Source organism: Candidatus Schekmanbacteria bacterium (assembly GCA_016219965.1).
In the GTDB taxonomy this organism is placed as follows: Bacteria; Schekmanbacteria; GWA2-38-11; order GWA2-38-11; family J061; genus JACRJM01.
The window spans coordinates 154,415-166,501 of the sequence record JACRJM010000015.1 but is presented as its reverse complement, the minus strand read 5'-3'; the positions used below and the strand labels follow the sequence as shown (position 1 = coordinate 166,501).

The window sequence follows — 12,087 nt, the reverse complement described above, 5'->3', positions numbered from 1 at the left end:
GTCTATGACCTATCTGGAAAACAACTTCATCAAATCATTCTTGCGTTCAATGGTTGGAAGATCATAGGGACATTTTTCTTCACACTGTCCGCACTCATTGCATGCCTGCCACCAGAGCATTAGATTATTACCAGATCTCTTTCTGTCATCAGAGAGTTCATCGTAGCTTAAACCTTTCACCCTTTGCCAGGTAAGATGGATCATAGCCGATATAATGATATCATTTGAACAAGGCATACAGTAGTTGCAGCGTCTGCAAAAATCTTTTCCTAAATAGGCAACCTCATCCTCAAACTCTTTAAGTTCCTGCGCTGTCAGAGGCTCCGTGCTCTCTGCATACTTGAGATTCTCCTCTAACTCAGCGAGGTTGGCAACACCGACAAGGACATTATCAAGAGGATAACCGTTTAAGAATTTATGACATTTTTCAATATTCCTGATTACACCGCCGGCAAGGGCTTTCATCACTATGCTTCCTATATCTTTAGAGCAGGCAAGGGAGACTATTTCATTCTCAGGTTCCCGCTCAATCACGTTAAATGGAAACATAACAGTATCAAACTCTCCAGTCTTCATCATTTCAACGGTAACATCCGTATGATGGCTGGTTAATCCTATAAAATCTATCAAGCCCTGTTCCTTTGCTTTCTTAAAAGCATCCAGCGTTCCACCTTTTTTCATCACATCGGAAATTTCATCGGGTTCAAGCTCATGTATCTGGTAAATCTCTATCTTATCTGTCTGTAATTCTTTCAGGCTGTCTTCCAGATCTGACAGCACTTCATCATATCCTCTTCTATGAGATTTGCTGGCAAGAATACATTCTTTTCTCCTTGTCTTCATCACCTCACCGATGTTTGTTTCAGAATCCATGTAAACCCTTGAGGTGTCTATAAAGTTAATCCCTGCATCCAGCGCCGCGTGAATCACCTTGTTGATCGTCTCTTCATCCTTGCCTCCCATTACAGTTGAAAGAGCTATCCCTCCCAGTCCCATCTTTGTGACTTCAAGATTAGTTCTTCCAAGCCTGGTCTTTTCCATAACATGCTCCTTGTATTTTTATATTTTAAAAATCAACAGTCTCTAATTTCAAAATTTATTTCTGCAATTCTTCTCCCCGTTTTAAAAGCATGGAAACGAGCAGTTTTACTTTCTGAGATTTTATTTCCGACGGATTCACAGAAAGAAGAGTCTCATACATATTTTTTATATACTCATTGGGTGTTCCAAACATATCATCACTGCCTTCAAGATGCTCTATTACAATTTCCTCACTGAATATTCCAAAAAGCTCATTTAGCTCTTCCTCATCTAGTGAGTGCATAAATGTTGAAAAGTCAACCTGCTTCCTCGCATTCTTCACATACCTGCCCCACCACTTATTATAACTTTCAATTGATTCTTGAGCTCCGTCACTGACAAGTATCTTTTCTATTGTTTCAGCGGCCCGCGCTGCAATCGCCATTGCACCTGCCCACTGGGTTTCTATTGTAAATGCCGTATCACCAATAAAACTTATCCCTTCCATTGCAAACGGCTCCGCAATCGGGGAGCTAATTGGAAGATAAGCACAGAACCTTTTATAAGGACGCGCCTTGCTGAATGCCTCTGCACATGCAGCATGCTTATTTAAGAAACTCAGAAAGTTTTCAAGGCAATCCACAGGATTATATGATGAATTGCCTTTCACATCATGGTCATTGATATCTGCAATTGTGTACATCTCCCCATCTCCAAGATATGCAGCAAGCGCAAGGGTATTTGGACCTGAAAACTTTTTGTCCAGATACATATTATGAAATGCAGGATTAAAAAATTCACTCCTTGAAGTAAGTGATATATCAAAATCCTTAAATTTAAGACCTGCAATTCTTTTGGCTCCCCAGTGTTCTTTCTTGATGCCAGCAAACCGCGAGATTTTAGACCTTATGCCGTCTGCTGCCACTAAATGATGAGCCTTGATTTCTAACTGAGAGCTATCTTTATTTTCAGCTACCAATCCGATTACGCGCTCTTTTTCCTTTATGAGAGAGACAACCTCAAAGCCGTAAAATAAAGAAGCACCAAAATTTCTTGCCTCTTTTTCAAGCTTCTCTATCCAGTAAGGATAATCAATCCGGTAATTTGTGGGGAAGTGGGAACGCAAGCGCAGACTCTGCTTTCCGGGGGAATATGTGGCAAACCCGTATATCTCATTTTTAATGCTGTACTTGGGAAGAGTGAAACCGCTTTCAGGAAAATAAATCCCGCTGTCATCTACGCTTACCCTGTTTGGCTGGAGAGAAAGCATCTCCATTATGCCGGGATTGATGAATGACGCAAAAGGCTTCCGGTCAACCACTGCAACCTTAAATCCCTTTGCAGACAACTTCTTTGCCGCCATCAATCCGCATGGCCCTGCACCCGCAACAGCTATATCAAATGATTTTTCAGTCATAGCTCTAAATCTCTCGCTGTCTATACACCGCCAGATTTCTTAACACATCGAATGTTTTCAATACACATGATTAAAGAATTTATAAAGCATTTTGAATAAAAAAAACAGGCGGTACTTCTATTTTAATTTTCACATGCATCATTTTTGTAGGGCACGTTCCCCGAACGTGCCATTCTTTGGATTGGCATAAATACCATCTAATGATCCCTATTTTAACAACAGGAAAAGTTTACAATATGCATTGTGTTAAGGGTGAGACAATGTTATTAATAGCAAGTAAATTATAAAATAATAAATATAAAACAAATTTAGTTAACTGATATTGAAAGGTACTTTTTGACTACTACTAAAGAAATAATTCCGCATGAGCTGATCGAAAAACGGATATTTTTTGTTCGTGGCCAGAAAATAATGCTGGATGCTGATCTTGCGGAGCTTTATCAGGTAAGTACAAAACGTTTAAATGAACAGGTCAGACGAAATATAAACAGGTTTCCTCCAGATTTTATGTTTAAACTTACTAATAAAGAATATGAATATTTGAGGTCGCAAATTGCGACCTCGAAAGGCCGCGGCGGCAGGCGTTATTTGCCGCTTGTCTTTACAGAACAAGGTGTTGCAATGCTTTCAACAGTGTTGAACAGTGAGAGAGCAATACAGGTGAATATTGGAATAATGAGAGCATTTGTGAAACTGCGTGAAATCCTTGCAACTCATAAAGATCTTGCAAGCAAACTCGAAAAAATTGAAAAGAAATATGATAGTCAGTTTAAAATAGTTTTTGATGCCATTCGGCAGCTCTTACAAACACCACCTAGCCCAAAAAGAAAAATAGGTTTTGAGACAGAAGAGGAATCAGCACAATACAAAACAAAAAAGAAAAGAAATTGATGTTAGTGCTATATGCACTTTATAAGTCTTCTTAGTTGTCAAATAAATAAAAGCGCTGTTGAAACCTTCAATATTTATTCCTTGCTTTAATCCTGATACTTATATTTAGATATTTCCGCTTATCAACATTCTCAGCATAAGGGGGTATTATGCTATCCAATAATTTCTCTTCCAGACTATTAACAATCTTATTAGCAGCTCTTTCCATAACCGCAAGTGCCTATGCCGGTGGAGTGATTGAGCTTCCGCAGACAGGCGAGACAAAGTGCTACGACTCATCGGGCGCAGAGATTGCATGCGCAGGCACCGGGCAGGATGCTGATATTCAGGCAGGCGTTGCATGGCCTAGCCCAAGATTTACTGACAATGGCGATCAGACTGTCACTGACAACCTCACAGGGCTTATCTGGGTAAAGGATGCAAATATCATGACAACAAGAGACCCGGGGTTTGATGCTGATAATATCGCTGATGATGGTAAAGTAATATGGCAGCATGCCCTGAATTATGTAGCTAAATTAAATTCTGAAAGTTACCTCGGTCACAATGACTGGCGTCTCCCCAATGTTAACGAACTTAGCAGCCTTGTAAATGTTGATGAGGCGGGGATATCCACATGGCTTAATACGCAAGGTTTCAGCAATGTGCAGGCAGACTACTATTGGTCTTCTTCCATGTACTCAGGAGATACATACAGCGGGTGGGGAGTCGCTATGGACTATGGTCAGGTCAAATACCGCGGCAAGGCTTTCACTTACAATGTTTGGCCGGTCAGGTCATCCGGTCCTTCGGTTATTTCCCTTCCGCAGACAGGGCAGACAAAGTGCAATGACGAATCAGGCACAGAGATTCCCTGCGCAGGCACGGGACAGGACGGAGACATTCAGGCAGGCGTTGCATGGCCTAGCTCAAGATTTACTGACAATGGCGATCAAACTGTCACGGATAATCTCACAGGGCTGATATGGGCAAAGAACGCAGATATTCCAAATGATGATAAAACATGGCAGGAGGCTCTTTCTTATATTGCATCGCTTAACGGTAGTAATTATCTCGGGTTTAACGACTGGCGCCTCCCGAATGTTAATGAGCTTAGAAGCCTTGTAAATGTGGGCGAGGTGGATACATACACATGGCTCAATGCTCAGGGTTTTAGCAATGTTGAGTCCTGGTACTATTGGTCGTCTTCTACTTACGCAACCAATAAAAGCCACGCATGGTATGTCGATATGGTCCATTGCTACGCCTATGACGCCGGTAAGGGCGACCTTAACTATGTTTGGCCGGTTAGGTCTGAACAGGTTGAGCCGGCTGTTCCTTTGGTTTCGTTCTCAAGCCCGGATTCCGCAGAGCCGGGAGAAACATTGGATATCACAATAAGCGGAGCAAATTTTACAGGAGCTGAAGCTATAGGATTTGGTGAAGGGATAACAGTAATTACCTTTACTGTAATCAGTGATACAGCGATGACTGCAACTATCTCCATAGATCTTTTTGCAAATCCAGGCGCAAGAGATGTAACTGTTACAAATACAATCGGCACAGAGTCATTGCCGGCGGGATTTACTGTTACGGAATCAGCATTCACTGATACGCTTGAAATTTCGGGATCAGGTGATTCATTTAGCTCAGACGGCGGCGAAGGGGGTATAACTGTAACAGCATCTGCCGGTGTTGCATGGACAGCCCATAGCAACGACGATTGGATAACGATTATTTTCGGGGCAAGCGGTGAAGGCGACGGCGTAATCACCTACACTGTAGCAGAAAACAACACTGTTAATCCTATAACCGGAACAATAACAGTGGCAGCCACTCTAAATGGGTTTACCATTGCCAGCGTTGCAGATATAGAAGATAAGGTTTTCACGATAACTCAAAGCGGCATTACTCCTCCTATTAACCTTGCCGACCTCACAGCCAATTCAGTCACATGCCCGAATAAGATAAAAAATGGGAAGAAGCTTGCCATAAAAGCCGTGATTAAAAATGTCGGCAAGGTAACTGCGTCTGCATCTTCTGTGCAATTTTATCTGTCTGCTAATAAGGATAACAGCACAATAGATGGAGATACATTGCTGGGTAGCAAATCTGTAAGGAGCTTAAGTAAGAAACGAAGCCAGATCATTAAATACAATTGGAAGGCAAATGCCACCCACGGCACCTATTACATTAAAGTCAAATGTGACAGTGGCAATGCTATCTCTGAATCAAACGAGGACAACAATATCAAGGTATCGAAGAAGATAACTGTTAAGTAAAAAAGGGCTCTGTTCCTTATTATTTTCTTATTATTTTTTTATCAACTCCAACTTCTCTTCTCTGGAGAGCTTCTTTATCCGGTGTTCTTCCCTTGAAGCCGTAGAACGGTTACGGAACTTTTTTGAATAAACGAGTTTGACCGGTCTGCGGGCACTCGTATATTTTGCACCAAGCTTAGAGGTGTTATGTTCTTTCACCCGGCGCGACAAATCAACTGTGATCCCGGTGTATAAAGTTTTATCAGAGCATTGGAGGATATATAAATAGTACATAATAAATGATTCAATAAAAAACGGGCGCTGTCCCTATTTCTCAAAAGCACCGATGTCGTATTTTCCATTTTGGGGACGGGTATTACCGTCAAAATCATATTCCGGAGCATCTACAGAAGAGCCTTTATCAATTGCCGGTGATGTATCCTTCAAATGGAAATTACCTTTGGCAGGGTTTATAAAAAGCGGATCCCCCTCTACAAAATCAATTCCAGTCACTTCGCCGTCTTCGAGGTCTGATTTGTAGCTGTAAAGCAGATTATTTTCCACTGCCGTATTTTGCACTGGAACATCGCTGGACACAGATATTTCAAATGAACGGTTTTGGCTGCAAATATTGTTTCTGATTACCACATCTTCGGCTTCAGTGTTGTCCATTGCCGCACCGCCTCCCCAATCATCTCCGTTGTTATAAAAGGTATTGTTGATAATACTGATATTTTTCATTGGATGACTGCCGCCTTCATCGCCGTTGCGTGTAATGGTAATGCCGCGATATTTATTATTATAGCTGATGTTGTTATAGAATTTTATATCTTCCAATAACCCGCCCATTTCTGATGCTGCCTGAATCCCGTCACTATTCGAAATGCCGTGGACAACATTGCCGAAAACTTCAATGCCGTAAGTGTGTTTGTCCCACGCATCAACATAAATACCTGCGGCAGGCACCTTATAAATGAGATTATTATAAACTTTCCCATTTGAAGAACCATCTTTTACGCAGATGCCTTCTTTGTCTGCTTTTGTATTAGTATGATGGACTTTATTGTTTTTGATTTCAAATGTGTCCGTGCCTGCCACACTGATTGATTCCTGTTGCCCGCCTTTACAGGCTTTGTTAATTTCATTTCCGGTTAAAGTCATGTTCTGGCAATTCCATACTCCGATACCGGAGGACTGAGTGTTCCCGACATAATTATTGCTGATAATGATATTGTCTGAATCACTCAACAGAATCCCATTGCTGCCGGCATTGGTTAAAGCGTTGACAACTCTCAGGCGGTTCACTTTTATGTAACTTTTCCCGCTTATCTCAAACAAACCAAAAAGATCTCCATATTCCCCTGTTGGCGGCAAATTCACATTCTTTCCGTCAATAGTCACCTTTTCACCTTTATAAGAGGAGTAAACTATGAATTTACCTGACTCGCCGGAATTCTTTGGCACGACCCTTTCTTTATATATTCCTTTCCTGATATAAAGCGTGTCTCCGGCAGTGAGTTTGTCAGCGGCATGCTGTATTGTTTTCCATGGCTTTTTGAAGGTTCCGGTGTTGGAATCTTTCCCGCTCTTTGAGATATAATAAACTTTTCCGTTTGCACTTTGTCTGTCATCTGATGCGGCTCCCTGATTACAACAAATGATAATACCAGCTATAACCAAAACAGAGATAAAGAGAATATGTTTTTTAACTTTAAATACTTTCATGCGGAATTCCCCCCACGACAAAAGTTTCTGCATTTACTATCTAAAAAAATATATGTAATTTATTAATATGCAAGCATTAACAATTCTTCTAAGAGGTAGATCCCATATATATTGTTAATTATTGACTCGAATAAGACCGTGCATAAATTGATATTAGAAAAATGGCTCTGTGTTTCAAATTTGTTTAAATGTCTGGGAAGAAGGGGGAGTTATGAAAAGAAATAAAGCGGTCTGCAGCGTAGTTTTTTTTATTCTTATCTTTACTGCATTTTCAAACATCAAGACACACGCCGAGATTTTTGATTTTGTCATGGGTAAAGACAAATATACAGTCCCCAAAGTCTCGCTTCCTAAAAAGGGAAAGGCATTTACAGACAAGAATTTCCATACAACGATTGTCCGGATTACAAAGAAGAGTACAGATAAGTATTCAGGTCCGGGAATAGAAAATGAATATGCAAGAACAGCTCCTGAGAACAGCGACGGCACTCTCCTTGTTTTGCGAGGTAATGACGGAGTATGGTATCTTTACGATTTGACTACCTATAAGAAAATAAAAAAAATCAATGCATTCAACGAGGGGGGAGAAGAACCTGAACCGAGATGGGACCCTGCGGAGCCGAATATATTTTATTATCTCTCAAATATGGAGCTTAGAAGCTACAATACAGAAACAGATGCTTCAACGCTTATTCATGATTTTAAAAATGAATTTCCGTCAGGTGCATTTATCACAACGAAAACCGAAGGAGACTCGTCTTCAGACAGAAGATTCTGGTCATTTATGGTAGAGAACGAAGAATACAATCTCCTGTCAGTCATTGTCTATGACAGGACCGAAGACAAGATAGTAGGAGAGAAGAGCTCGGGGTTCGACGATGGGATAGACTGGGTGAGTATGGATATGTCAGGTGAGCACTGCCTGATTGGTTATGATTACGTAAGTTATATCCACGTTTTTTCACGGGATTTTTCATCGAGCATAAAACTTCCTGACGGTTCAAATGCCCATGGAGATCTGGCATTGACCGCAGAAGGAAAGGATGTATTTGTCTATCAAAACAATGCCACTGACTATATTTCAATGGCAGACCTTGAAACCGGCGCCGAGACACAACTTGTCTTCATTCCTTTTAATATAAATCCTGATATAGGTCTCCATTTTTCAGGCAATTGCAGTACAACTCCGGGATGGATATTGGTTTCTACCTGCGGTTCTCAAAATCCGCCTTCTAAAAAGAAGCATTCGTGGATGGATACACAGCTTTTCATGGTAGAACTGAAAGCAGATCCCAGAATCTGGAGGATCGCCCATACTCACTCATATCTTGCAAAAAAATTCACCAATAAACAAAACTACTTTGCTGAAGCGTTTGCCGCAATAAACACCAGCGGCACGAAGATATATTTTGGCTCCAACTGGGGGATATTTACTTCCAGATATTACACTGACGTCTATCAGGTCAGTTTGCCTGAAAACTGGCTGGGGAATATGCCGCTAGCAGAATAAAAAAACGGGCGCTGTCCCTATTTTTTGTCCCTATTTTTTAAAAGGGAGAGCTTTCTGGTCCTGAAGATGAGTGCACTCGCGGCAATACTTATTGCTGGCTACGAAGTATTTGGCGCACAGCAAGAACTTATTATATCTCGGGCAATTTACCATGCCAGAGAGACCCTCAGTCTTTCTTTTTACTCTCATTCCGTCTGGTCCTTATAAAAATAAAGAATCTCACCATAACTGTGAGATTCTGTTTCCAGAAACAAAAATTGCCGAGAGCCGGAATCGAACCGGCACGGAGCTAGGCCCCGAGGGATTTTAAGTCCCTTGCGTCTACCATTTCCGCCATCCCGGCATCATTGCTGAAAAACGATGATGCTTAGACCCGCTATCTAATTGGTTGAGAAGCGTTTGTCAATACATCCTTTTGAGTCCGGTATGAATTGACTTTAAAGGCTTTAAATGCTAAAGAAAAAGGCTTATAGTATTAGTAAAATCGCTTATTGCTTGAGAGGGCAATTCCAATGGGAACACAATCCAACGGAATAAAAAAGATAAAAAAAATAACATTCATCGAGCCTGCGGCTTCAGGCTGGCACATTTACAGCAGCCAGAAGATACCGAGACTGGGCCTTCCCATTCTTGGTGCGCTGATGAAAGAAAAAGGGTGTGATGTCACCATTTATGTGGAAGATATCAGTCCCATAGATTTCGATGATGCCCTGTCATCAGACCTGATAGGGATCTCATGCACTTCATCAACTGCTCCAAAGGGATATTCTATCGCAAAATATTTTGAAGACAATGGTGTACCTGTTGTCATGGGAGGATTCCACCCGACTTTCATGACTGAAGAAAGCCTTGATTACTGCTCATATGTTGTTAGAGGTGAAGGGGAAAAAGCACTGCCTGGACTAGTGGACGCAATGGAAGGAAAAAAGGCATTTGAAGAAGTTATGGGTTTGTCATTTAAAAAGGACGGGAACATAGTCCACAACCCTGACTCAGAGGTGATGAGGTGCCTCGACGAAACACCGATGCCGGATTTCAGCCTCATCAAGGGGCATGAAAAAATAGCCATCTTCCCTCTCTCCACTTCGCGCGGTTGCCCTTATAACTGCAGTTTCTGTACTGTGACAAATTTCTATGGAAATCAATACAGGTTAAACAGCATTGATAATGTCATAAGGGAATTCAAAAACATAAAAGCAGATTATGTTTTCATATGTGATGACAACTTCGCGGCAGACCGCAAAAGGACCAAGGAACTATTGAGGAGAAAAATAGAAGAAGGGATAGGCACGATGTGGGGCGCTCAGATGAGGATAGAGACAGCCGACGACACAGAGCTTCTCGAACTGATGAAACAGTCTAACTGCTCAAAAGTGTACGTCGGATTCGAGTCGGTAAATCCGGCAGCTTTAAAAGCATTCAACAAGAAGCTTGATATAACTGCTGTCAGAAGACAGATAAAGCAATTCCATAAGTACGGGATAAAAATCCATGGAATGTTCGTACTCGGTGCAGACTCTGACAACAAAGGCACTATAAAAGACACATTGAAGTTCTCAAGGAAGATGCACATCGACACTATACAGTTCATGGCACTTACACCCATACCGGGTTCAAAAGTATTTGACGATTTAAAAAATGAAGGTAGAATATTCAGCTATGACTGGAACCTCTATGACGGTAACCATGTAGTATTCAGGCCTGTAAGAATGTCACCCTTAGAGCTTCAGCTCGGTATTCTCAAAGCCACGAAGCACTTTTATTCATACTGGAGCATAGTGAAACGGTTCGCAAAGTTTGATTTCTTTACCATGATAGGCAGAACACAGGGGCACAGGATATACAGAAAGTGGATGAAGGAGAACAGGATTTTCCTCAAAAGGATAAGAGAAGGAATAGCAGCACTTAACATAAAAGAATATTCCATCAGGACAAACACTGAGATTAAGAGAAAAATAAAAGGGAGGAAATCTGAACTTGGAAAAGCGTAGGGTTGTAGTCACCGGACTAGGCATAATATCTCCTATTGGCATAGGAGAAAAAGAGAACCTCGAGTCACTTGTGCAGGGAAAGAGCGGGATAAGAAGAATTACGCATTTCGATCCAACAGAGCATTCCTGCCAGATTGCGGGAGAAGTAAAGGATTTTGAAGCAACTAATTACATGGACCCGCGCGAAGCAAAGAAAATGGACAGATTCATACAGTTTGCCGTGGCAACCGCTGTAATGGCAATGAAAAGCTCAGGGCTCGTGGCGGACGATAGCTTCGCAGACAGGTTTGGAGTCATTGTAGGCTCAGGCATCGGAGGCATGCCTCTTATCGAAGCGAATCATAAAATACTCCTTGAGAAGGGACCAAGAAGGATATCGCCGTTCTTCATACCGCAGGTCATCATCAACCTTGCGGCAGGTCAGATAGCGATGATGTTCAATGCGCGCGGCGCCAATTCAAGTTTAGTCACGGCATGCGCCGCTGCAACACATTCGATCGGAGAAGCCTTCAGGACAATCCAGAGAGGTGAGACAGATGCAATGATAACAGGTGGAACTGAGGCGGTTATCACTCCTCTTGCTGTCGGTGGCTTCTGCTCCATGAAAGCCCTTTCAACGAGGAATAATGAACCGGAGAGGGCATCAAGGCCATTTGACAGGGACAGAGACGGATTCATAATGGGTGAAGGTTCAGGGATGCTCGTTCTCGAAGAACTTGAATTTGCAAAAAAGAGAGGCGCAAAGATAAGAGGAGAACTGATAGGATTCGGGCAGTCCTGCGATGCATATCATATAACCTCCCCTACTCCCGACGGGGACGGCGCTATGAGATGCCTGAATGCAACTATTAAAGATTCCGGTCTTAACCATGAAGAGATCAGTTATATTAATGCACATGGCACATCAACACCGCTAAACGACAAGATAGAAAGCATCGCAGTAAAAAGGGTTCTTGGCGAAATGGCATACAAGGTTCCCATAAGCTCGACAAAATCAATGACAGGACATCTTCTCGGAGCTGCGGGAGCAATTGAAGCGGTCTTTTCAATACTGGCAATTGAAAACAACATAATACCGCCAACCATGAATTATGAAGAAAAAGATGAAGACTGTGACCTCGACTATGTTCCGGGCAAAGTCCGCGAGGCTAAGCTTAATGCCGTCATATCCAATTCTTTTGGTTTTGGCGGGACAAATGCATGTCTTGCATTCAAGAAATTCGAAGGTTGAGTTTCTCAGCATACGCAATCTCATTTATTATTTTTTTTATGACAGGTTATTTTTAGGGATAA

Annotated in this window: 9 protein-coding genes and 1 tRNA gene; 5 read left to right on the top strand and 5 right to left on the bottom strand. The window is 41.9% G+C overall.

The genetic code is table 11. From position 1 onward, the window contains the following. Positions 1–9 precede the first annotated feature (9 nt). Together HZA77_14135 and HZA77_14130 are read right to left on the bottom strand one after the other, a co-directional pair. Entirely contained in the window at positions 10–1,041 is a 1,032-nt protein-coding gene (locus HZA77_14135; protein ID MBI5376568.1) for an aldo/keto reductase, read from the bottom strand. 55 nt (positions 1,042–1,096) lie between these two features. Next, a complete protein-coding gene (locus HZA77_14130) occupies positions 1,097–2,437 on the bottom strand; it encodes an NAD(P)/FAD-dependent oxidoreductase (protein MBI5376567.1) in 1,341 nt (446 codons plus the stop codon). Between the two features lie 354 nt (positions 2,438–2,791). On the opposite strand from HZA77_14130, the gene HZA77_14125 reads away from it, so the two are divergent. Beyond that, positions 2,792–3,328, top strand: a complete 537-nt coding sequence (locus HZA77_14125; GenBank protein MBI5376566.1) for an ORF6N domain-containing protein — start codon at positions 2,792–2,794, stop codon at positions 3,326–3,328. A gap of 149 nt (positions 3,329–3,477) precedes the next feature. Continuing rightward, positions 3,478–5,589 carry a DUF1566 domain-containing protein gene (locus HZA77_14120; protein MBI5376565.1) on the top strand — a complete coding sequence of 704 codons (2,112 nt, stop codon included), beginning with the start codon at positions 3,478–3,480 and terminating at the stop codon, positions 5,587–5,589. A gap of 30 nt (positions 5,590–5,619) precedes the next feature. On the opposite strand, the gene HZA77_14115 is transcribed toward HZA77_14120, so the two are convergent. Together HZA77_14115 and HZA77_14110 are read right to left on the bottom strand one after the other, a co-directional pair. Next, a complete protein-coding gene (locus HZA77_14115; GenBank protein ID MBI5376564.1) occupies positions 5,620–5,862 on the bottom strand; it encodes a GIY-YIG nuclease family protein in 243 nt (80 codons plus the stop codon). Between the two features lie 33 nt (positions 5,863–5,895). After that, positions 5,896–7,293 carry a right-handed parallel beta-helix repeat-containing protein gene (locus tag HZA77_14110; protein ID MBI5376563.1) on the bottom strand — a complete coding sequence of 466 codons (1,398 nt, stop codon included), beginning with the start codon at positions 7,291–7,293 and terminating at the stop codon, positions 5,896–5,898. Positions 7,294–7,504: 211 nt separating this feature from the next. Between HZA77_14110 and HZA77_14105 the strand changes: the two genes are divergently transcribed. Further along, complete coding sequence (locus HZA77_14105; protein ID MBI5376562.1) at positions 7,505–8,803, top strand: hypothetical protein; 1,299 nt, start codon at positions 7,505–7,507, stop codon at positions 8,801–8,803. Between the two features lie 258 nt (positions 8,804–9,061). On the opposite strand, the gene HZA77_14100 is transcribed toward HZA77_14105, so the two are convergent. Further along, positions 9,062–9,146 (bottom strand) — tRNA-Leu (locus tag HZA77_14100). A gap of 169 nt (positions 9,147–9,315) precedes the next feature. On the opposite strand from HZA77_14100, the gene HZA77_14095 reads away from it, so the two are divergent. Together HZA77_14095 and fabF are read left to right on the top strand one after the other, a co-directional pair. Next, complete coding sequence (locus HZA77_14095) at positions 9,316–10,794, top strand: radical SAM protein (protein MBI5376561.1); 1,479 nt, start codon at positions 9,316–9,318, stop codon at positions 10,792–10,794. Beyond that, positions 10,781–12,025, top strand: coding sequence for a beta-ketoacyl-ACP synthase II (gene fabF / locus HZA77_14090; GenBank protein MBI5376560.1), 1,245 nt, complete (start codon positions 10,781–10,783; stop codon positions 12,023–12,025). The genes HZA77_14095 and fabF overlap by 14 nt, the downstream gene beginning before the upstream one ends. Positions 12,026–12,087: the final 62 nt, after the last annotated feature.

Bases quoted from the DNA above. Each gene is read 5' to 3' on its own strand.
- HZA77_14120 (MBI5376565.1), top strand. From the start codon at position 3,478: ATGCTATCCAATAATTTCTCTTCCAGACTATTAACAATCTTATTAGCA.
- HZA77_14135 (MBI5376568.1), bottom strand. From the start codon at position 1,041: ATGGAAAAGACCAGGCTTGGAAGAACTAATCTTGAAGTCACAAAGATG.
- HZA77_14130 (MBI5376567.1), bottom strand. From the start codon at position 2,437: ATGACTGAAAAATCATTTGATATAGCTGTTGCGGGTGCAGGGCCATGC.
- HZA77_14105 (MBI5376562.1), top strand. From the start codon at position 7,505: ATGAAAAGAAATAAAGCGGTCTGCAGCGTAGTTTTTTTTATTCTTATC.
- HZA77_14110 (MBI5376563.1), bottom strand. From the start codon at position 7,293: ATGAAAGTATTTAAAGTTAAAAAACATATTCTCTTTATCTCTGTTTTG.
- HZA77_14115 (MBI5376564.1), bottom strand. From the start codon at position 5,862: ATGTACTATTTATATATCCTCCAATGCTCTGATAAAACTTTATACACC.
- HZA77_14095 (MBI5376561.1), top strand. From the start codon at position 9,316: ATGGGAACACAATCCAACGGAATAAAAAAGATAAAAAAAATAACATTC.